The organism is Paractinoplanes lichenicola (genome assembly GCF_016785085.1).
Taxonomy (GTDB): domain Bacteria; phylum Actinomycetota; class Actinomycetes; order Mycobacteriales; family Micromonosporaceae; genus Actinoplanes; species Actinoplanes lichenicola.
Genome location: NZ_JAENHO010000007.1, coordinates 199,734 through 221,643, shown reverse-complemented (window position 1 = coordinate 221,643; position 21,910 = coordinate 199,734). Strand labels below are relative to the sequence as shown.

Annotated in this window: 13 protein-coding genes; 11 read left to right on the top strand and 2 right to left on the bottom strand. The window is 72.8% G+C overall.

The window, feature by feature from the left end; genetic code table 11:
* The first annotated feature begins 4 nt into the window (after nucleotides 1-4).
* The gene (locus JKJ07_RS25285) at nucleotides 5-802 is read left to right on the top strand and encodes an SDR family oxidoreductase (RefSeq protein ID WP_202994249.1); all 798 of its coding nucleotides are present in this window, start codon (nucleotides 5-7) and stop codon (nucleotides 800-802) included.
* Here the strand turns inward: JKJ07_RS25285 and JKJ07_RS25280 are convergent.
* Nucleotides 781-4,971 (bottom strand): NB-ARC domain-containing protein, encoded by a 4,191-nt coding sequence (locus JKJ07_RS25280; RefSeq protein WP_202994248.1) that lies wholly within the window; start codon nucleotides 4,969-4,971, stop codon nucleotides 781-783. The two genes, JKJ07_RS25285 and JKJ07_RS25280, sit on opposite strands and share 22 nt — an antisense overlap.
* 261 nt (nucleotides 4,972-5,232) lie before the next feature.
* On the opposite strand from JKJ07_RS25280, the gene JKJ07_RS51845 reads away from it, so the two are divergent.
* The 5 genes from JKJ07_RS51845 to JKJ07_RS51835 all read left to right on the top strand — a co-directional run bounded on the left by JKJ07_RS51845 (nucleotide 5,233) and on the right by JKJ07_RS51835 (nucleotide 13,111).
* The gene (locus JKJ07_RS51845) at nucleotides 5,233-6,993 is read left to right on the top strand and encodes a sensor histidine kinase (RefSeq protein ID WP_202994247.1); all 1,761 of its coding nucleotides are present in this window, start codon (nucleotides 5,233-5,235) and stop codon (nucleotides 6,991-6,993) included.
* Between the two features lie 87 nt (nucleotides 6,994-7,080).
* The gene (locus JKJ07_RS25270; RefSeq protein WP_202994246.1) at nucleotides 7,081-8,556 is read left to right on the top strand and encodes an MFS transporter; all 1,476 of its coding nucleotides are present in this window, start codon (nucleotides 7,081-7,083) and stop codon (nucleotides 8,554-8,556) included.
* A gap of 9 nt (nucleotides 8,557-8,565) precedes the next feature.
* On the top strand, nucleotides 8,566-9,192 hold the full coding sequence (locus tag JKJ07_RS25265) for a response regulator transcription factor (RefSeq protein ID WP_202994245.1): 627 nt from the start codon (nucleotides 8,566-8,568) through the stop codon (nucleotides 9,190-9,192).
* A gap of 55 nt (nucleotides 9,193-9,247) precedes the next feature.
* Nucleotides 9,248-10,759 carry a GGDEF domain-containing protein gene (locus JKJ07_RS51840; protein WP_202994244.1) on the top strand — a complete coding sequence of 504 codons (1,512 nt, stop codon included), beginning with the start codon at nucleotides 9,248-9,250 and terminating at the stop codon, nucleotides 10,757-10,759.
* Between the two features lie 66 nt (nucleotides 10,760-10,825).
* On the top strand, nucleotides 10,826-13,111 hold the full coding sequence (locus JKJ07_RS51835; protein ID WP_202994243.1) for a putative bifunctional diguanylate cyclase/phosphodiesterase: 2,286 nt from the start codon (nucleotides 10,826-10,828) through the stop codon (nucleotides 13,109-13,111).
* Here the strand turns inward: JKJ07_RS51835 and JKJ07_RS25250 are convergent.
* The gene (locus JKJ07_RS25250) at nucleotides 13,087-13,815 is read right to left on the bottom strand and encodes a Type 1 glutamine amidotransferase-like domain-containing protein (RefSeq protein WP_202994242.1); all 729 of its coding nucleotides are present in this window, start codon (nucleotides 13,813-13,815) and stop codon (nucleotides 13,087-13,089) included. The genes JKJ07_RS51835 and JKJ07_RS25250 overlap by 25 nt on opposite strands.
* A gap of 147 nt (nucleotides 13,816-13,962) precedes the next feature.
* Between JKJ07_RS25250 and JKJ07_RS25245 the strand changes: the two genes are divergently transcribed.
* The 5 genes from JKJ07_RS25245 to JKJ07_RS25225 all read left to right on the top strand — a co-directional run bounded on the left by JKJ07_RS25245 (nucleotide 13,963) and on the right by JKJ07_RS25225 (nucleotide 21,908).
* A complete protein-coding gene (locus JKJ07_RS25245; protein ID WP_202994241.1) occupies nucleotides 13,963-14,811 on the top strand; it encodes a hypothetical protein in 849 nt (282 codons plus the stop codon).
* The gene (locus JKJ07_RS25240; RefSeq protein WP_202994240.1) at nucleotides 14,786-15,331 is read left to right on the top strand and encodes a hypothetical protein; all 546 of its coding nucleotides are present in this window, start codon (nucleotides 14,786-14,788) and stop codon (nucleotides 15,329-15,331) included. The genes JKJ07_RS25245 and JKJ07_RS25240 overlap by 26 nt, the downstream gene beginning before the upstream one ends.
* A 92-nt stretch (nucleotides 15,332-15,423) precedes the next feature.
* The gene (locus JKJ07_RS25235; RefSeq protein ID WP_202994239.1) at nucleotides 15,424-16,728 is read left to right on the top strand and encodes an FAD-binding oxidoreductase; all 1,305 of its coding nucleotides are present in this window, start codon (nucleotides 15,424-15,426) and stop codon (nucleotides 16,726-16,728) included.
* A gap of 42 nt (nucleotides 16,729-16,770) precedes the next feature.
* On the top strand, nucleotides 16,771-19,140 hold the full coding sequence (locus JKJ07_RS25230; RefSeq protein ID WP_202994238.1) for an NB-ARC domain-containing protein: 2,370 nt from the start codon (nucleotides 16,771-16,773) through the stop codon (nucleotides 19,138-19,140).
* On the top strand, nucleotides 19,137-21,908 hold the full coding sequence (locus JKJ07_RS25225) for an NB-ARC domain-containing protein (RefSeq protein WP_202994237.1): 2,772 nt from the start codon (nucleotides 19,137-19,139) through the stop codon (nucleotides 21,906-21,908). Before JKJ07_RS25230 ends, JKJ07_RS25225 begins: the two co-directional genes overlap by 4 nt.
* Nucleotides 21,909-21,910: the final 2 nt, after the last annotated feature.

The window sequence follows — 21,910 nt, the reverse complement described above, 5'->3', positions numbered from 1 at the left end:
CGGCATGACAAACGCACAGGGGCCCGTGCTGGTGACAGCCGCGACGGGCAAGACGGGGCGACGAGTGCTGGCCATGTTGAAGGACCGAGGGATCGACGCGCGCGGGGTGACCCGGGCGGACGGGTTCGACTGGGACGCGCCGGACACGTGGGCGCCGGTGATCGGCGGGGCGCGGGCGGCTTATCTCGCGTACGCGCCGGATCTGGCCCTGCCGGGCGCGGGGGCCAAGCTGGCCGGCTTCACCCGGGTCGCCCAGGAGCACGGGGTGGAACGGTTCGTGCTGCTCTCCGGGCGCGGGGAGGAGACGGCACTGGAGGCCGAGCAGGCCGTACGGGCGGTGCACCCGGCCACGACGGTCGTGCGCTGCTCGTTCTTCGCGCAGAACTTCGACGAGGGCTTCCTGGTCGACGCCGTCGCGGCCGGTGAGCTGGCCCTGCCCAAGATCGACACCCCGGAACCGTTCGTGGACGTCGAGGACGTGGCCGAGGTCGCGGCCACGGTGCTGGCCGAGGGCGGGCACGAGGGCGAGACGTACGTGGTGACCGGTTCCGAGTTGTTCACGTTCGAGCAGGCGGCGCAGCTGCTCGGCGCGAAGGCGGTCGCGGTGCCGGTCGAGGCGTGGCGGGCCGAACTGACCGGCGCGGGTCTGCCCCCGGAGCTCGTGGAGCTGCTGACCTACCTGTTCACCGAGGTGCTGGACGGCCGCAACAGCAGCGTGGCCGACGGCGTCGAGCGGGCGCTGGGACGCCGGGCCCGCTCGTTCGCCGAGTTCGCGGAGAGTCAGCGCCAATCGAAGGTGTAGAAGCCCTGCGGCCCCCACGCGCTCAACCCGGAGCCGTCGGGAAACCAGGCACAACCGCGCAGTGGCCCGTCGACCCGCATGGCCGTGACAACCTGCCCGGCCAGCGGGTCGACGATCCGTACGGCGCCTACGCCGCCTCCGTCGTCGGCTACAGCCAGCCACCGATCGTCAGGGGAGCCGACGATCGCGGTGATTGACGCCTGGCGTCCTCGGAGCTCGTGCCGCAGCCGCAGGTCGTGCCGGGACCAGAGGCGCAGGACACCAGCCGTGTCACCGGTAACCAGGTGGCGGCCGTCGGAGGACGCCGCGATCGCGGGGATCGCACCCCTGTGGCCGCCCAGTACGCCCAGCCGCGTCCCGCGGGTCAGGTCGAACAAGACAGCCCGGCAATCGTCGTCCTCCTCCATTCGCGCCTCCCCCGCGGCGAGCCAGCCACCGTCCGGCCCGCAAACGACGGCGCCCACGCCATCCCGCAGGCCGGACAGCCGATGCCGCCGGGTTCCGCCGGCCAGCTGCCAGACGTGGATGCCGGTGTCACGGCCACGAACGATCGAGCCGTCAGTGGTCACCAGCAGGTTGCCCGACGGGTCGGCAACGCAGTGCCGGACGCCGAGGTCGTGGCCGGCGAGCTCGAACCGCTGCTGCCCGGTCGTCAGGTCCCAGACGCGGGCGGCGTACTGACGTTGCCGGTTGGCGTCCCGGGCGTAGCTCGGTTGGGAGCACGTCACGATCGAGGAGTTGTCCGGAAGTGCGACCACCGAGGTCGGCCTGGCCTCAGTGGCCGGGAGGCGGAGCCGCACCGCCCCGTCGGCCAGATCGATCACCTTCACCCGGGTTCCGGCCACGACGAGCCAGGATCCGTCCGGGCCGAAGCAGGCCGAGTCGACATAGTCCTCGTTGGCCACCAGGGCCAGCGGCTCGTCCGCCTCGACGGCACCGAGCCAGACGCCGGATTGCCCGTGATGCGCCGCGAACCGCCCGTCCGGTGACACTGCGACGCAACGGCGCTGAGGACGCGCCGACCGGCGACCGCGGCCCTCCATGGTCCAGACACGGACGGCCCGGTCACCGTTCACGACGCCGGCCGGGAACCCGTCGCCGGTCAGCAGCAACGATCCCGCCGGGGTGGCCGCCATGGCCCGGACGCCGTGGCTGTGTCCCGGCAGCTCGTCGATCAGCCGACCGGACCGGCTCAGGATCCGTACAGCGGTGAGCCCACCCGGCTCCGCCTCCGCCACCGCGATCCACTCACCCGTCCGGGGCACGGCGATCGCGGGCGAGGCGACGTCGGGGGCCAGGACGTAGCGATTCCGAATGGCGGCCGTGTCGTGCACCTCGACCGGACCGGAGTCGGAGTACGTGATCACGTGGCCGCGTGCGGCGAAGGCGACTCGCGACCACGTGCTCTTCAGGATGGTGGAGTAGATCTGCTCGCCGTCTCGGCTCCGCCACACTTGCAACGAACCGCGATTGTCAGTGGCCGCCACCAGTTCGGAGTCCTCCGAGAAGGCTACGTCGCGCACCGCACCCGGTGCTTTGGTGAGGCTCCGCAGCAGCCGGCCCTTGCCGACATCCCAGAGGTGCACCCCGAACGGGTGGCTCTCGGTCCGCCAGTCGCCCGTGGCCAGGAGCCGGCCGTCCGGTGCGAAGGCGATCGCCCTCGTCTGGCCGCTCTTGAGCGCCGCCAGCAGCGTTCCGGTCACGAGGTCGTAGAGCCTGACCGCACCGTCGTCCGCGTCGACTGCCACGGCCAGCAGGTTGCCGGACGGCGCGACGGCGACCCGCTCCGAATCCGCCACCGAGGGGACCGGCGCGGTGGGGATGGTGCAGGCAGGCCGGCCCGTCCGCGCGTTCCAGACGCGAATCATGCCCGCGCCGGGCCATCCGGGCTGAGTGGTGATCAGCCAGCGGCTGTCGGCCGAACTGAACGCGGTGTCGAACGACGGGCCGCCGTGGCTGCGGACGTCGACGGTCCAGAGGCGTTGCCCGTCGCGGGCGTCCCACACGGAGACGGTCTCGAAGCCGTCGACCGTCGCGAACCAGCTTCCGTCCCCGGCCGCGACCACCTCCGAGACGCCGTTGGGGTGGCCCGGGAGCACCCGCCGCAGGGCGGGGTGGGGCAGGTCGGGCAGCGGGGTGCGAGCCCGCAGGTGCGGTTCTCGCACGCGCACGCCCACCGGCGTGCGGCTGAGCAGCACAGCCCCGACCGACCCCGGCGGGTCCAGCGGGTCCAGCAGATGACCGTTGCGCTGCACCACGCTCCGCAGGGCCTCCGTGGCCAGGTCGCCGAACCACCCCAGATCCGCCTCGTACGCGGCCACCCCGTCGCGCAGGATGCGCTCCTGCGCCCACCGCGGATCGGTGACGACCCGCAGACCCTCCGCGTTGCGCCCGGCCGCGCAGAGGTGCTGCATGAGATTGTCGCGCAGGTAGTGCTGGCCGGCCGGGAGCGTCCACCACGGACCCGGTGCGGCCGCCGTCACCAGCCGGTCGTTCAGCTGACGCAGCCATTCCCGGTCGTGCCCGCGCAGATGTTGCCGGAGCACGTCGTGCAGCTGGATCGTGCCGGTGTCCAGCCGCAGGTCGCCGACCAGCGACAGCTCGGCCAGTTCGAGGCAGGTGTCCGCCACGTCGGCCTGGTCGGTCGCCCAGAAAGCCGCCAGCAACGAGAACGGGATCCGCGCGTCCTCGGCGAACACGGCCAGGCTCTGGTAGCGCTCGGCGGCGCGGGCGCTGATCAGGGACAACCCGGCGTCGACGGTGGCTGCGACCGACTCCTCCCGGGCGGAGGCGCTGGCGATGTCGAGCGCCGCCGGCCCCCGCGCCTCGAGCTGGGAGATCAAGCCCTCAACGGCCCGGCCGGGGTCCGCCCCGAAGCGGATGCGGCGCCGCAACGCCCGGTTCGCGATGTTCAGCAGCACGGGCCAGCGCCCGGTGATGCGGCTGAGCCCGGCCAACGCGTACGGGGAAACGCCTTTGACCTCGCGGGCCAGGACGGCCTCGGACTCGGCCGGCTCCATCCGGTCGACGCGCAGCTCGGCCGAGGCCAGCGAGACCACGTCGAGGCTGCGGGTCGTGACGACCCGGGTGCAGCCGGCCCCGCCGCTGAGGAACGGGCGCAGCTGGGCCGGGCGCCAGACGTCGTCGATCACGAGCAGGGTGCGGCCGGGGTCGAGGGCACGGCCCAGCCGGAAGCCGGCCTGCTGCGGATCGGTCAGGGCGGGCCGCTCGCCGGTCACCTGCTCGACCACGTCGTTGAGGTGGGCGGCGAGCACCGCGCCCCGGGCCGCCTCGCCCAGCGTCACCCAGAGGACGGCGTCGAACTCACGCCTGATCTCGGGCCGATCGCAGAGCTGCCGCACCAGGGTCGTCTTGCCGAAGCCACCGGTGCCGTGCACGCCGGTGATCGCGGTGACCGTACCGCCCCGCATCGCCCGCAGGAGACGTGCCATCAGCTCGGGCCGTTCGACGGCCTCGTCGAGGTAGGGCAGGCTTCGCAGGCGCTCTCGCGCCTTCGACGAGCCGACCAGGTCGGTCAAGGCGGCCGCGTCGATCGACAACCGCTCCGAGGCCAGTTCCAGACCCTTGGTGATCAGCGCCGACCACACTGACGCGGAGCCGAGGGCGTTGGTCGCGGCCATCTCCAGGTCACCGCGCGCCCGCACGTCGAACACGACGACGTGGATCCGCCGCAGCAGCGCGTCCACGTCGGCCCATTTCGCGGCGAGCCCCCGGTAGACCCGGGTCTCCTCCTGAGTCAGCGGGTTGGCGGCCGGGCCGGACCGGTTGAGGCGGGCGGCCCGGGTCAGCTTGGCCAGGGTGACGGTCACCGCGCGCGAGGCCTTCGGCGAGGTGGCCAGCACGTACAGTTCGTCCGCGTCCGGCGCCTGGCGGAAGCGCTCGGCGAACTGCTCGACCGTCCGGGAGAACTCGCTGCCCGGTTTGGTCGAGAAGCTCAGGGAATGCTTGGCCTGGATCAACGCCGTGGGACCGGACGTGCGCACGACCAGGTCGTCCACGGCATCGCCGGTCTCGAAGTGGATCGACTCGACCCGGTGCGCGGACCAGGGCAACCGCTTGCCGGCGAAGGTGGCCAGGGCGTCGGCCATCACGAAGGCGCCCACCCGGGCCTGGAAGTCGATGCCGGCGTTGGTGGCCGCGCCACTCATCGGGCCAGGATAGTCATAGCGCTAGGTCCTGTTTCGTAGTGGGGGTGGGTGCGAGGCCGGGTCCAGATTTCGTCTGGTGGTGGCCCGGGGAAGCCTGGCTCCCGGTGTTGGAACCTGGCTTCCCCGGGACGCCGCCAGGCGGGATCTGGGCCCTGCCGCAGCCCCGCACCCACTGCGAAACAGGGCCTCGGGCCGGGACCACCGGTGGGTATCCACGATCGGGTCTGGTTCGCCCGGGGTGGGGCGGGCCAGCCTGGGCGGGTGGAGTCGACGCGCGCGGCCCGGGTCGTGGTCGACACGCTCATCGTCGCGACCTGTGTCAGCGCGGGCGCCTACGTGCTGATGGGGCACGAATGGCGGCCCGCGCTGGTGGCCGCCGTCCTGCTGCTGAGCGCGCTGGCCGCCGTGCAGTTGTGGTTCAGCCGCGCCTCGGAGCGGCTGCACACCCGCCGGGCGTACGGGCTGCTCGCCCTGCAGGCCGGGTTGTGCTGCCTGCCGGTGCTCTACTTCGGCTACTCGTGGCTCGCCCTGCCCAGCCTGACCGCGGCGACGGCCCTGCTGGTGCTGCGTCCCCGCTGGTCGGTTCCGCTGCTGCTCGTGGTGGGCTGCGGCACGATGGCCTACGCCTGGCACGTCCAGGGCGAGGTGCGGTGGAGCGACCCGCTGTCGATGGTCGTCTTCATGCTGCACGTGTACGGCTTCACCCGGCTCGGCCTGCTCGTGGCCGACCTGCACCGCACCCGCCGTGCGCTCGGCGAGGCGGCCGTGGCCGAGGAGCGGCTGCGGTTCGCCCGGGAGTTGCAGGCCCGGCTCGCGACCAGCCTGCGCACGATCGAGGCCCGCGCCCGGCAACGCCCCGCGGCGGTGGCCGAGCTGGTGACGATCGCCCGCACCGCGCTGGCCGGGATGCGCGAGTTCGCCCAGTCCTATCGCGAGCCCCCGCCCGCCGGCCCGCTGCTGACCGCCCCGCGGGTCTGGTTCGCCGACGGGCTGCTCTACGGCCTGCTCGGGCTGTGGCTGACCGGCATGATCGTCATCCTGCTGGAGCGGCGGGACTGGTCGGTCGCGACCGCGCTGGGCATCGCGTGCTCGGTCGCCTGCATCGGGTTGCAGGCGGGCTGGCTGAGCCGCCCCGACCGGGTCCGCCCGGCCCGGTTCGCCCTGGTGGCGCAGGCGGCGGTCGTGCTGATGCCGATGGTCGTGGTCGACGGGTGGGCGGTGAGCGGCCGGGGGCAGCTCGCCGGTTCGTGCCTGCTGGTGCTGCGGGGCGCGTACGGGTGGGCCGCCTTCGCCGCCGTCGTGGTGGTCGACGGCGTCTGGCGGCTGTCGCGGGGCCCGGCGCACCTGGGCGAGCAGGTCACGTTCTTCACCGGCACGATCGTCATCGGGCTGGCCGTCTACGCCATGACCTGGAACGCGCGGCTGGTCCGCGACCTCGTGCGGCTGCGCGCCGACCTGGCTCGGGCCGCGGTGGCCGCCGAACGGATGCGGTTCGCCCGCGACCTGCACGACCTGCTCGGGCTCAGCCTGTTCTCGATCTCGCTCAAGGCCCAGCTGGCCCGGCGCCTGCCCGCCGAGGCCGCGGACGCGGAGCTGGCCGAGATCGCCGGGATCGCCCGCACCGCCCGCGCCGAGATCGACCTGGTCACCGCGGGCGACCGGGAGCTCGACCTCGACGACGAGCTGCGGGCCGCCCGGGCCATGCTGCCGGCGGCCGACATCACCGCCGACCCGCCCCCGCTGCCGCCCGAGATCCAGACGGTGCTGGCCACGGTGCTGCGCGAAGGCGTGACCAACGTGATCCGGCACGGCGACGCCCGTACGTGCTCGATCCGCCTCTTCGAGAAGGACGGCGTGGCCACGCTGGACATCGTCAACGACGCCGCCCGCCCCGGCGGCGACCCGCCCGGCGCTGGGCTGACGAACCTGGCCGAACGGGTCGCCGCCCTCGACGGCACCTTCCAGGCGGGCCCGACCGCCGGCAGCAGATTCCGTCTGCACGTCTCGGTGGCCGTACCGTGAGCTCACGCCACCGCGATGACAAACGTCATTTCGCATCGGCGACAATGGCATCTACGGCGTCCGCACGCCCGTTGCGAGGCTCTCGGCATGAACACGAAATCAACGGCCCGGCCCTGGCGCGGGCTCGCGGTTCTGGCCCTGCCCACCCTGCTGCTGTCGCTGGACGTCAGCGTGCTCTATGTGGCGCTGCCCCGGATCGGTGCCGACCTCGGCGCGACCGGCACCGAGCAGCTCTGGATCCTCGACATCTACTCGTTCCTGCTGGCCGGCTTCCTGGTCACGATGGGCGCAGTCGGCGAGCGGGTCGGCCGGCGCCGGCTCCTGCTGATCGGTGCGGGCGCGTTCGGGGTGGCATCAGTGCTGGCCGCGTACGCCACCACGCCCGAGATGCTGATCGCAGCGCGCGCGGTGCTGGGCGTCGCCGGGGCCACCATCATGCCGTCGACGATGGCGCTGATCCGCACGATGTTCACCGAGCAGCGGCAGCTCAACCGGGCGCTGGGCATCTGGTTCGCCTGCTTCATGGGCGGCTCGATGCTGGGCCCGCTGGTCGGCGGGGCGCTGCTGGAGTCGTTCTGGTGGGGCTCGGCGTTCCTGCTCGGCGCGCCGATCATGGTGTTGCTGCTGATCGTGGGCCCGGCCTGGCTGCCCGAGTTCCGCGACCGCACCGCCCCGCGGCCCGACCTGCCCAGCCTGGCGCTGTCGCTGGCGGCGGTGCTGCCGATCATCCACGGCGGCAAGACCCTGGCCCACGACGGCTGGTCGCTGCTGCCCCTGGCCGAGATCGCGCTCGGCGTTCTGCTGGCGATCGCGTTCGTACGGCGTCAGGCCGTCCTGCCCCACCCGCTGCTGGAGCTGCGCCTGTTCCGCAACCGCACGGTCGCCACGTCGCTGGCGGCCATGCTCGGCGGCGGGATCGTGATGGCCGGGGTCGTGCTGGTGTCCTCGCTGTACCTGCAGTCGGTGCGCGGGCTGACTCCCCTCGAGACCGGGCTGTGGCTGGTGCCGCAGAACGTCGCGATGGTCGCCGGCTCGCTGCTGGCTCCCGCATTGGCCCAGCGGTTCCCGACCGTACGGGTGGCCGGGGGTGGTCTGGTGCTGGCCGCGGCCGGGCTGTCGCTGCTCGCCGGGGCCGGCCCTCAGGACGGGATCGGCTGGCTGGTCACGGGGGTGTCGGTGGCCTCGTTCGGGTTGTCGATGCCGATGACGCTGCTGCTCGGGCTGATGCTCGGTTCGGTGCCGCCGGCACGGGCGGGGTCGGTGGCGTCGGTCAACGAGACCGGTGGCGAGTTCGGCATCGCGGTCGGGGTCGCCCTGCTGGGCAGCCTGGCCACCGCCGTCTACCGTGACGGCCTTCCCGCAACAGCCTTCCCCGTACGGGAGGGGATCGCGGCCGCCGCGGGCACACCGTTCCTGGACGTCGCGCGGGTGGCGTTCACGGACGCGGTGCACGTGATCGGCCTGGTCGGGGCGGGCGGGTTCGCCTTGCTGGCGGCGCTGACGTTCCGCGTGCTGCGCCGGCCCGCTCCGGACGCGGCACCGGAACCGGCCCGGGTCGGCTGAGGGAGAACGATGACTGACGCCACGACCCCGGTAGTCCGGATCCTGGTCGCCGAGGACATGCCGATCATCCGGAAGGCGCTCGTCGCGCTGCTCGCGCTGGAGCCTGACCTCGAGGTCGTGGCGGACGTCGACCGGGGCGACGCGATCGTGCCCACCGCCCTCGACGTGCATCCCGACGTCGCGCTGCTCGACATCGACCTGCCCGGCCGCAGCGGGATCGACGCGGCCGAGGAGCTGCACCGCCGCCTGCCCGGCTGCCGGATCGTCATCCTGACCGGCCTGGGGCAGCCCGGCCACCTGCTGCGCGCCCTGAGCGCCCACGTGCGCGGGTTCGTGGTCAAGGACGCCCCGGTCGAGACCCTGATCGACGGCCTGCGCCGGGTCGCCGCGGGGGGCCGGGTGGTCGATCCCGAGCTGGTGACCGCCGCCCTGGAGACGGGGGCCAGCCCGCTCACCGCCCGCGAGGCCGACGTGTTGCGGGCCGCGGGCGACGGCCATTCCACCGGCGAGATCGGCCGGCTGCTGTCGCTGTCGCCCGCCACGGTGCGCAACTACCTGTCCAACGCCATCGCGAAGACCGGGGCCCGCAACCGGATCGGCGCGATCCGGGCCGCCCGCGACGCCGGGTGGATCTGAGGGGAAACGGCGAGACTGGCCCCGGCCGCCGGGACCGTTCGCGATGATGTTGAGCGTGTCGCAATCCCTGTTGAATCGCGCCGGCCGAGAACAGCCGGTCGACGTCGCGGCGATGCGCGCCGCCGACGTGGATTCGGACCCGGGGGACGAATTCGACGCCGTACGGCATGCCAGGGCGATCCGGCTGTGGCTGCTGTGGCTCGGCGGGGCTGTGGTGTTCGCCGCGGGCCAGGCCTTCACCGATCCGAACGGGCCCGTCGGCGGCCTGCTGTCCTTCTCGATGCCGGTGCTGTTCACGGTCGGGATCCTCGGTGGCGTGCTGGCGAACCGGCCGCGACCGCGCTGGCCGTGGCTCATGCTGGCGGCGGCCGGCCTGGTCACCGTCATCGGCTACGTCATCTGGACGTCCGGCGCGACCACCGTCGCGTTCTCGATCTTCATGACGGTGTATCCCCTCGAGGCGATCGCGCTGCTGCTGATCGTGCGGGGCGGCTCGTGGCGGCAGGACCGGGCCGGGCTGCTCGACACCGCGATGATCAGCGTCGGGCTCGGGCTGGCCTGCTGGCTGCTGGTGATCACGCCGTTGTTGCGGGTGAGCACCGACCTGCCGGGCGGGCCGCTGGTCGCGCTCTTCCCGCTGGGCGATGTGCTGCTGCTCAGCGTCCTGGTCCGCTTCTTCACCTCGCGCGGCCTGCGCAACGCGGCGTTCTGGCAGATCAGCGTGTCGCTGCTGTTTCAGGCGGTCACCCACATGGCGAGTCTGCTGCCGGCCATCTTCTCCGTCGGCACCACAGACGTCCGGGCGCTGTCATCGCTGTCGTCCTTCCTCATCGCCGCGGCCGCCTTCCACCCGTCGATGCACACCTTCGGCAGGCACGAGGCTCGTCCCGTGGCCGAGGTGTCGCCGCGGCGGGTGCTCCTGGTCAACCTGGCCTGCATGGCCGCCCCCGGGCTGCTCATCGTCCAAGGGGTGCTGCAGAACGGCAAGGTCGGCTGGCTCGCCGCCGGCATCGGATGCATCCTGCTTTTCGCCCTGGTCACCCTGCGAATGATCGATCTGGTCGGGCAGGTGCAGGACAAGGCCCGCCAGCTCGACGCGGTCGCGCACATCGACGCGCTGACCGCCCTGCCCAACCGCCGGGCCTGGGATCTGGAGCTGTACCGCCGGATCGCGTCGGCCCAGCGCCACGGCACCCCGGTCGTGGTGGCCATCCTCGACCTCGACCACTTCAAGCGGTTCAACGACGAGCACGGCCACCAGGGCGGCGACGCCCTGCTGAGCACGGCCGCGGCGGCCTGGCGGGCCCAGCTGCGGCCCGAGGACCTGCTGGCCCGCTACGGCGGCGAGGAGTTCGGGGCGATCTTCGACCACTCCCGGCTGGCCGACGCCGACCGCATCATCGAGCGGCTGCAGGCGGTCACCCCGCTCGGTCAGACGTTCTCGGCCGGCGCCGCCCAGTGGAACGGCACCGAGACCGCCGAGGTGCTGCTGGCCCGGGCCGACGCCGCCCTGTACGCGGCCAAGCGCGCCGGGCGCGACCGCGTCTACGTCTCGCCCACCCGCTAGACCACCTGTCTTCACATTCCGGGTATGCCGGGAAGTCCGTTGTGCGATTTTGAAACCGTGGGAAAGGTGTCGGCACGCGGGGCCTGGCTGTGGGCCGCATCGGCCGCCGCGGTGACGCTCGTCGTGCTGGCCCTGCCGGTGTCCACCCTCGGCCAGCTGGCCGGTCTCATGCTGGCCGGGGCGGTCCTGGCCATGACCGCCGTCGTGGCCGGGGTGCGGCTGCACCGGCCCCGCTTCGCCGGGCCCTGGTGGCTGATCCTCACGTCGGTCGGGCTGGCGCTGCTCGGCAACGTCATCTGGTCGACCGTGCTGCCCTCGTCGGTCACCAGCAACGCCGCCGCCATCAACGTCATCTACGGCATCACCTACCCGATCCTGTGCGCCGGGGTGGCGCTGCTGCCCGGCCACGGCCGGCCGGGCGCCCTCCGCGCGGGCATGACCGAGAGCGCGATCATCGCCTGCGGCACGGCGGTCGTGTGGTGGATGCTGTTCGTCGACCCGGCCCTGATCGACACCGGCAACATCAGCACGCACGCCTACCTGCTGGTCGAGCCGTTCCTCGACCTGGTGCTGCTGGGTCTCGGCGTCCGGCTGCTGCTGCTCAGCGACCGCGGGGCGCTCTCCTACCGGCTGGTCGCCGCCTCCTGCGCGGCCCGCCTGGTGGCCGACACCGCCTATCTGACCGTGGGCAGCCTCGAAGGCTTCCCGACCCTGGTGAGCATCGTCGGCTGGGTGTTGTGCAACGGCCTGCTCGCCGTCGCGGCCCTGCACCCGTCCATGGCCCGGACGGTGCCACTGACCGCCGCCGCGAGCACGCCCGGCGCCACCCGCATCTACGTCGGCACGGTGGTGGCCACCCCGGTCCTGACCGGGGTGTTCCTGCTGCACGAGGGCATCACCAACGAGCTGAGCAGCGTCGACGTCGTCGTCCCGTGCCTGGCCACCGCGTTCACCTCGGCCCTGGTCGTGCAGCGCATGCGCCAGCTCAACCGGATCGCCGACCGGCGCGCCACCGACCTCGAGGCCGCCCTGCACAAGGAGGCCGAGCTGCGGCAGGAGCTGCGGTTCCGCTCCCAGCACGACACCCTGACCGGCCTGCCCGGCCGCTCGGTGCTCTACGACCGGCTCACCACCGCCCTGGCCCGCGAGCGCCCGGGCGCCCTGCTGCTGCTCGACCTCGACGCCTTCAAGGAGGTGAACGACCGGTTCGGCGACACCGTCGGCGACGAGATGCTGGTGCAGGTGGCGGCCCGGCTCCGCATCCAGATCCAGGGGCAGCTGGTGGCCAAGCTGCACAGCGACGAGTTCGCCCTGCTGCTCGACGGGGTCACCGTGGCCGACGCCTGCGACACCGCCGAGCAGGTGCTGGAGGCGATGCGGCGGCCGATGCCGGTGCAGAACAACGAGCTGTTCGCGCCGGTCAGCATCGGGCTGCGCGAGCTCGAGGACGGGCTGCTGCCGGCCGACGTGGTCCGCGACGCGTATCTCGCCCTGCACGCGGCCAAGGAGGCCGGGCGCGACCAGTTGGTCTCGTTCGACCCCAGCCTGCGCGAGAAGCGCCTGGAGGCCGCCCGGACCACCGAACGGCTGCGCCGCGCGATCGCCCGCGACGAGCTGATCGTGCACTTCCAGCCGCTGATCCGGCTGGCCGACGAGCGCATCACCGGCGTCGAGGCGCTGATCCGGTGGCAGCCGCCCGGCGAGCGGATGGTGCCGCCCGACAAGTTCATCGGGATCGCCGAGGACAGCGGCCTGATCGTGCCGATCGGCACCTGGGTGCTGCGCGAGTCGTGCCGGGTGGTGGCGGCCTGGCATCGCGAGCACGGCACGGTCGTGTCGGTCAACGTGTCGCCCCGGCAGCTGCGCGAACCCGACTTCGGGGCCACCGTGCTCGACGCGCTGCGCGACTCCCGGCTGCCGCCGACGGCCCTGATCCTGGAGATCACCGAGGGCGTCCTGGTCGACTCGGGGGCCGTCACCGAGCAGGCCATCGGCCACCTGAGCCTGCTGCGCTCCCAGGGCGTACGGGTGGCGGTCGACGACTTCGGCACCGGCTACTCGTCGCTGGCCTACCTGCGCGACCTGCCGATCGACCACATCAAGATCGACCGGTCCTTCATGCCCGCACCCGGCGACACCGACCCGGCCGCCCGCACGATGGTCAAGGCGATCATCGACCTCGCCTCCGGCCTGCGCCTGGGCACGATCGCCGAGGGCGTGGAGACCGCCGAGCAGGTCGCCCTGCTGCGCGAGCTCGGCTGCGAACGCGCGCAGGGCTACTACTACTCCCGCCCGGTCCCCTCCGACGACGCCACCCGCCTGATCCTTCAGTCGGCCGCCGTCACGTCGTAAAGCCTCCACTGCCCCTCGGAGACGACCCTGACGTCGCCGTCACGCACCACCACCGCGGACTCGTCATCGAGCGCATACGTCGGGGCCGGGATGTGGGCGGCCCACTTCTCGGCGTTGACCGCCGACGCGTCGGGATGCCGCGGATTCTCGAAGTGCGGAATGATCGCGAAGTCGACCAGCCCGGCCCCCCGCCCGGTGACGAGGAGACGGTCGACGTCCCCGTCCGGGGTGGCGAAGACCGCCGGCTCCGACTTCAACGCCCCATCACTCGCGGGCGGCGGCTCCACGTACGTCTCGACGAACGTCGACGTGGCCGCGATGGCCCCCGCACTCACCCCGACATAGACCGCCTCCGGCCGCAGATGTTCGGTCACCGCCGACTGCCGCAGGAACCGGGCCAGAAACAGCGGATCGCCACCCCACACCAGCAGCGCGTCGGCCTCCCGCACGGCCGGCAACCAGGCCTCCTCGTCGATGTGCGGCAACGCGGTCAACTCGAGCAGCCCCACCGACTTCCACCCGAGACTGTGCATCCCGTCCCCGTGAACAGCCCGCCAGGCCGCCCCGGCCCCACCCGGAAACGGATAGATCCCCGACACGACGAACAAGGCGTGGCACTCCGCGATCGGCTTCCCCAACAGATCAACCAGCGCCGCCCGCACGCTGTCGTTCCGCACACCGGACGAAGTCAGAAGAGCTCGCATGCTCACTGTCTACCCGCTCCCCCGAGATCCCGCAGACCGCCGCAGGTCGAACTGATCTCACATTGACGGAATCGCTCGGTCGGAGGGCTCACAGCTTCGGCCGGTCGGCGGACCTCGTGCGACGGCGCCGGACGTAGCATCCGAGATATGCGGTGGAGAGCAGGAACCGCTCTTGTCAATGCGTCCAAGTCCGCCTTTGATCGCTTGCCGCTCGCGACTATCAGCCGCCGGTTCATGATCGCAGCATTGGGAGCGCTCGCCGTCCTGGCCGCCGCGGCCAGCCTTCCCATCGACCTCGGCCTGCCCGATTCGCTGCAATGGATCGCGCGGGGCCTGGTCGGCGTCGGCGTCCTCATAGGCCTGCTCGGCACGCTTACCGGATCATCGGTGATCGGTTCCGCCAAATGGGCGCAAGGCAAGCTCGAGAAAAGGTCACGCCTCGCACAGGCAGTGGCCGCCACCCTTTCCGCTCTCCTCCTCGTGGGCGTGGTCGCGATTCCCCTCGTCGTGATCCTGCAGCCGGACGAGAAACTCGCGCCCGTCGTCTTGCGGCAGACTGTCGAGCACCACCTGGACCAGAAGGTGCGCCCGACCAGAATCAGCCAGGATTCGAGCGGTGCGATCTGGTACGTGCACGAGGGTGGGCTCAAGGAGAGCGACGAGGTCGGCCGGGTGTCGAAGGAGCGAGCAACGATCTCCATGCGCTTTCCCGAGGCCGATCTGTATCCGGAATCGAAGTTCTCCATCAGAGATCTGGAGACCGTTGGCACGGATGCCTGGGTCGTCTTCGACAGCGTCGGCGAGCAGAGCATCGCGGTGCTCGACCAGGGCGGCCGAGCCAAGAAGTTGATGTACATCCCCGGCGCATCGGCGATCGAGGTCGACGACCGGGGTCATGTCGCACGACACCAAGGTGTTCCCACATTTTTTGCGGCTTACCGACACTCAGGCGGGCGCCCAGGGCGACGGCATGCCGGCCGCCATCGCCGGCGATGAGGCAGACGTCGTCGTCTCCATTCCCGACCGGCACGCCATCTACCGATTCCCGCAAAAGATGCTCAGCCCCTCGACTCTGACTTGCGGCTCCAAATCGATCGCAACGACCGATCAATTGACCCTGAGCTTCCTTCCGCCACCCGCCACCAGGCAGACGCTCGAGGCACCTTCGGACAAGCCGACCGTCGCCGAGTGGCAGGCAACCCTCGCGGAGGATCTGCGGAGGGCGCGGACAACGGAGGAAGGTCTCCGAGAGCTCGAACCGAGCCTTCCGCCGGAGGCAATGCCGGCCGCCGACAATCTGGCGGGTTCCCTGCGTGCGGCGAGGTCCGCCATCGAAACCCGTCGGAAGAGTCCCGGCACGCTGGACAGCGAACACTACATAGCCTCGTTCCGAGCCATGTACCTCTCCGACGCACTCGTTGCCGGTAACGAACTCCGAGGCGCCTGTGGACTCGCGCGGCTCGACTTCGACCGCCACACCACCTGGGGCGCCGCCCGAAACCCGACGGTCCAATAAATTTCGCCTCGCGGCGCAGTGGACGTTTGTCATCGGGAAGTGGCGACATCGGCTTCTGCCGGGGGCAGGACGGCGCCGCGAGGCTGGAGCGTATGACATTGGACGTGATCAGGCCGGGCGATGCGGGCTATGACGAGGCTCGGGCGGTGTTCTTGGGGCGGGTCGATCGGCGGCCCGCGATGATTGTGCGGGCTTGGGATGCCGGGGACGTGCAGGCGGCCGTCCGGATGGGGGTGCCGCTGGCTGTGCGTAGTGGGGGGCATGGGTGGCACGGGGTGCAGGACGACGCGGTCGTGCTGGATCTGTCGGGGATGCGGGGGCTCGAGGTCGACCCGGAGGGGCGTACGGCGTGGGCCGAGCCCGGGGTCACGGCGGCGCAGTACGCGACGGCGACCGGTGAGTTCGGGCTGACGACCGGGTTCGGGGACACCGGGTCGGTCGGGGTCGGCGGGCTCACCGTGGGCGGGGGCATCGGTTATCTCGTACGGAAGCATGGTCTGACGATCGATGCCCTGCTCGCCGCCGAGGTGGTGACTGCCGGCGGGGAGCTGGTGCGGGCCGACGCGCGGACCAACCCCGACTTGTTCTGGGCGATCCGCGGCGGTGGCGGCAACTTCGGCGTGATCACCAGGTTCCAGTTCCGCCTGTACGAGGTGGGCACCGTGCTCGGCGGCCTGCTGGTGCTGCCCGCGACCCCGGCCGTGCTCGCCGGGTATCTGGCCGCCTCCGACGCCGCGCCCGAGGAGTTGTCAAGCATCCTGACCGTGATGACCGCGCCGCCGCTGCCGTTCCTGCCCGCGGAGCTGCACGGCCGGCCGGTGGCGATGGCGATGGTCGTGCACGCGGGTGACCCGGTCGAGGGTGAGCGGGCGATCGCGCCGCTGCGCCGGCTGGCCACCCCGATCGCCGACTTCGTCCAGCCCGTCCCGTACGCGAGTCTCTACGACGGTGAGCCGGAGGACTATCACCCGCTCAGCGTGGGCCGCACCTGGTTCGCCGACGAGCTGACCGAGCAGGACCTGGTCGTCGCGCTGGGCCACCTGGAGGCCGCGACCGCCGACCCGGCCGTGCTGCAGTTGCGGGTGCTGGGCGGCGCGATGGCCCGGGTGCCGGTCGGCGCGACCGCCATGGCCCACCGGCAGCGCCGCCTGATGATCGCGGCCGCGGCCGTGTATCCCGGCCCCGCTCAGGCCGAGGAGCAGGCGGCGTGGCTGACGGGGCTGGTCGGCGAGCTCAAGCACACCCAGCACGGCGCGTACGTCAACTTCACGCACGAGGACGCCCAGGAGCGCATCCACGAGAGCTACCCCGCCGCCACATACGACCGGCTGGCCGCGATCAAGCGCCGCTACGACCCGGGCAACATGTTCCGCTTCAACGCCAACATCGCCCCCTGAGCGGATCGACAGTATTTGCGGACCGGCGCGACAATGCTGGTCATGGAGGTCTTCCTGCGGCGTCTGACCAGTGTGTCCGCCGGCTGTCGGAGCGGGCTGGGCGATATGTTGTGGTTCCTGGCCGTCCCCCTCGTCCTGCTGGTGATCCCGGCCGGGCGGTCGGTGGTCATCCCGATCCTGGCCGGCTATCTGGTCGCCGTGGCGATCCTCTTCGTCCGCCGGTGGGTGCTGTCGGCGCGCGCCCGCCGCCAGGAATACGTGGTGCCGCGGGAGCTGCCTCCGGCGCCGGCCCTCGTCGGACGCGATCCCGAGATCGCCGAGCTGGCCGAGCTGTTGTCGGCGGGACGGTCGAAAGTGGTCGGCATCCACGGCCCGGCCGGCATCGGCAAGACGGTGCTCGCCCTGCGGCTCGCGCATTCGGTGGCCGGGTCGTTCCCGGACGGTCAGCTGGTGGCCCAGCTCCGGGTGCCGCCCGGCGACACCGCGACCACCGTCCGCATCCTCAAGCAGTTCATCTGGTCGTTGCAGGGCCCGTGGGACGACGAGCCCGACGGCGACCTGGCCGAGCTGGTCGACCGCTATCGCAAGCTGACCCGGTTCCGCCGGGTGCTGGTGGTGCTCGACGACGCCGCCTCGGCCGAGACCGTCCGGCAGCTCCTGCCGGAGGGCGCCGACTGCGGGGTCATCGTCACCAGCCAGGAGCCGCTGGCCGTCGGCGCCGACGTGCACTGGCGCGAGCTGGGCAGCCTGGCCCCGCAGGACGGCCGCCAGCTGCTGGCCGCCGTGGTCGGGGGCGACCTGGCCAAGCAGGCCGAGCGGGGGCCGACCGACCTGGTCGTCGAGCGGGCCCGGCACCTGCCGCTCAACCTGCGGCTGGTCGGGACGGTGATCGCGGCCCGCTCGCCGGCCGACCTGACCACGTCGTTCCGGCTGCTGCAGCCGGTCGCGATCGGCCCCGGCCGCCCGCTCGACCTCGGCTTCGCCTTCCTCACCGCCGAGGAGCAACGGGCCGTACGGCTGCTCGGGCTGCTCGAGGCCGACGAGCCGCTCGCGCCGTGGATGCTGGCCGGCCTGGCCGGGTTGTCGGCCGAGGACGCCCGCGTGCTGATCAGCCGCCTCGTGCAGGCCGGGCTCGTCGAGCAGGTGCCGGGCCGGGAGCCGGGGCTGGTCGAGTTCCGGGTGCTCGACCACACCCGCCGGTACGCCCTGGCCCTGGCCGAGGACCCGCGCGACGCCCTCCAGCTCGGTGAGGCCCGGACGGCCCGGGCGCGGTCGTCACCGGTCGCGGGCCCGGCCGAGATCCGCCGGCTGCAGGAGACGGGCCGGCTGACCGAGGCGCTGACCGTGGTCGCCGACGCCATGTCGTGGGCGGCCGAGCACGACCGCGCGGCGGCCCTGCCGCTGATCCAGATCGTGGCGGCCGAGCTGCACATCGAGCTGGGCGACCTCGAGGCGGCGGAGGATCTGATCGAGGCGGCCGCGACCTCCGGCGACCCGCTGCTGCGGCTGCACGTGATGCGCGTCGCGGGCCTCATCCTGCGCCGGCAGGGCCAGCCCCGGCGGGCGGCCGACATCCTGTCCGAGGCATTGCGGCGGCTCGACGAGCTCGGGTCGCCGGTGGCTGAGCACACCGCGGAGAAGGCCCGGCTGCTGCGGCATCGCGCCGAGGCGCTGCGCGACGACGGCCGGCTCGAGGCGGCGACGGCCGACCTGGACGAGGCGACGAGGCTGGCCTCGGCGCTCGCCGACCGCGCGGCCGAGCCGCTGCGGATGAGCCTGGACTGGACCCGCGCCACGGTCAGTCGCGAGGCCGGCGCCTTCGCCGAGGCCGTCACCCGGTTCACCGGGGTGCGGGCGGGCGCCCAGCGGCAGGGGCGGCTGGCCTGGCACGCCTGGATCGCCCTCGACCTGGCCCGCACCCAGCTGCGGGTGACCCGCCCGGCCGCCGCGGCCCCGCTGATCGAGCTCGCCCAGCGCGACTTCGTCCAGATGGGTCACCGCTACGGCAAGGCCAAGGCCCGGGTGGCGCTCGCGGCCCTGCGCCTGAGCGAGAACCCGGCCGACACCCGGCTCGCGGTGACCGAGCTCGAGCGCGCCCTCGAGACCCTGCGCAACTGCGGTGACCGCTGGGCCGAGGCCGAGGTCGCGCAGGAGCTCGCCGTGCATCTGCCGGCGCTCGGCCGCGGCAGCGAGGCGCTCGTGCTGCTGCGGGCCGCGGCCGGCGGGTTCGCGGCGGTCGGCGACGTCGAGCGGGCGCGGGTGGCCCGGCGGCGGCTGCTCGTGCTGGCCTGGCGCCTGCTGCCCCGGACCACCGCGATCCGCCTGTCCGACCTGGTCAGTCTGCCCGCCACCCGGCCCCGGGTGCGCTGGACGGCGCTGATCGCGACGACGCTGGGCGCGGGCGACCGATGACCGACGGCGGGCAGAAGCCGTACCGGCGCCGGATCCTGCGCGCGCTCGGCCTGCTCGGCCTGTGCGCCGCGGCGTTCGCCGTCGCCTTCTTCGACCCGTCGAGCACCGCGCCCCGGGTCGTCCTGGCCACCAGCGCCACGGCCCTGTTCCTGCTGGACCGCACGCTGAGCCGGCGGGAACCGCGCGCCCCGGCCGGCCCGCCGCCGGTCGTCACCCCCGGCCCGGCCGGCCTCGGCCTGCGCTCGGAGATCCTGCGCCGGTGGCCGCGGATCGTCGGCTGGCTGCCCGGCTTCCGCCTGGCCCGGCCCGACCGGCTGCCCGAGCGGCTGTCGACGTTCCGCGGCCGCGGCGCCGAGCTGGACGAGCTGGCGTCGGCGCTGACCCGCACCCGCCGCGTGATCCTGCACGGCATGCCCGGCATCGGCAAATCCGCGCTGGCCCAGGAGCTCGCGCACCGGGTCCGCCACGAGTTCCCGGACGGTCAGCTCTACGACAACCTCGGCCTGGGCGAGGAGCGCAAGGAGCCCAGCTCCGTCCTCAAGGACTTCCTCAAGGAGCTCGGCTGGCCCGAGCGGGAGATCCCGAGCGACCCGATCAAGCGCGTCAACCTGTTCCGGACGCTGACCAGCAACCGCCGGATCCTCGTCGTGCTCGACGCGGCCCGCGACCGCGGCCAGCTCCGCGATCTGCTGCCCGGCGGCCCGGCGTGCGCGGTCGTCGTGACCAGCCGGCGCAAGCTGTCCCTGGACGTCGAAAGCCACTCGTATGCGGTGGAGGCGCCCTCGGTGGCCGACGCGACGGCGATCCTGCACGCGCACTCCGGACGCGACCCGTCGGCGGCCCCGACGCACGCCGCGTCGATCGTCTGGTCCTGCGGACGGCTCCCCCGGGCGCTCGTCGCGGCGGGCGCCCTCGTGCGCCGCAGCACGGCCACGGACGGCTTCGCCGAGCTGGCCGGCCGCCTGGCCGACCCGGAGCACCGCCTGCGCATCCTCAACTGCGAGGGCATCGACCTCGCGACCGACTTCAGCAGCGAGTTCCGGCAGCTGTCGGCGCAGGAGCAGCGGGCGCTGTTCCTGCTGACCCTGGTCGAGTCGCCCACCTTCGTGTCCTGGACGCTGGTCCCGATGATGGACATCGGCCTGGAGGAGGCCGAGAAGCTCGTCACCCGCCTGCGCGGCGTCCAGCTGCTCGAGACGGCGAGCCCGACGGGCCCCAGCCGCAGCCGGTTCCATCCCCTGGTGCGCGAGTTCGTGACCGCCCTGCGCGACGAGGAGCTGACCGCGGCCGAGCTCGACAAGGCCCGGGAGAGCCTGGCCGCGGCCTACCTCGTGGTGGTCCGCGAGGTGCTGGCGGGCGCCGAGGAGCAGGTGCGCCGGCCGGCCGGGACGGAGACGGCGCTGCTGCCCCCGGACTACGTGCTGCGGCACATCTCGTCGCAGCGCGAACGCTGGGTCCGCGACGAATACACCAACCTGCTGCAGAGCGCCGACGGCGCGGCCCCGGCCCTGGCCTGGCGGATCGCGCGCTGGCTGGGCGACCACGTGCCGCGCGGGGTGTCCCCGGCCAAGGTCCGCGACACCCTGGAGGGCATCGGCGCCCGGTCCGGCACGCCCGTGCAGGGCCGGCTCTGGGTCCTGCTCGCCCTGGCCGGCCACGCCACCGCGATCGGCGACTACCGGTACGCCCGCGAGAAGCTGACCTCGGTGATCGCGGACAGCCGGCGGCACCTCGTGGTCGCGGCCGTCGCCTATCGGCGGCTGGCCCAGCTTGAGCTGGCCGTGGGCGACCGGGCGGCGGCCGTCGAAGCCGCCGGGCACGCCGCCGAGAAGCTCCGCGCCGCCAAGGGCACCGCGAGCCGGTCGGCGTTCCAGCCCGCGGGCGAGGAGAGCCTGCTGCGGCTGGCCCTGCACCGGGGCCGGACGTGGGGCGACCCGGACCACTGGCTCGCGTCCGCGCCGACCCACGGGGTCAGCAGCTTCTCCGACATCCCGCAGTTCCTGCTCTCGCTGGCCGACGCGGAGCAGGCGCGCCGGGAGGAGCGCTGGGACGACGCCCGCGAGCTGCTCGGCAAGGCGTACGTCGATCAGCGCAACGACGCGTTCCGGGTGGCCGCGATCGACTACGAGCGGGCCCGGGTGGAGCTCAGCCAGGCCCGGCACGAGACCGGCGACGCCGCCCAGCAGCGGATCGTCGCGGCGATCGCCCTGGCCGCGCGGTCGATGCTCGTCTACAAGCAGATGGGCAGCGCGCCGGCCGAGATGCGCGGGCGGTGCCACCTGGCCCGGGCCCTGAACGCGGGCGGCTACTGCGCCGAGGCGGCCCGGCAGGCCGCACGGGTCGAAGCGGACCTGCGCCGGCTGACCCCGGACTCCCTCGGCGCCGGGTACGACCTGCTGCTGGCCCGGGTCAAGCGGGCCCGCGGGGAGGCGCTGCTCGGCACCATCCGGGGCCTGGCGCGGCTCCAGCCGACCGGCGAGGAGGAGCACGGCGAGGGCCTGCGCGACGCCGTCGCTCTGCTGCTCGAGGCGCGGCAACTCTTCCACTCGTACGAGGAATGGCGGGCCACGGCGGAGCTCGACCTGGAGCTGAGCCAGGCGCACCGGCTGGCCGAGGACCACGGGCCGGCGCTGCTGCGGGCCGCGAACGCCTACGCCGCCTTCGAGGCCGCGGGCGACACGGACAACTGCCGGCTGGCGCTCCGTGAGGTCAAGATGGCGACCGCGCAGCTCAACGGAAGCTTCCCCGATCGCTTCAAATATCGATAATC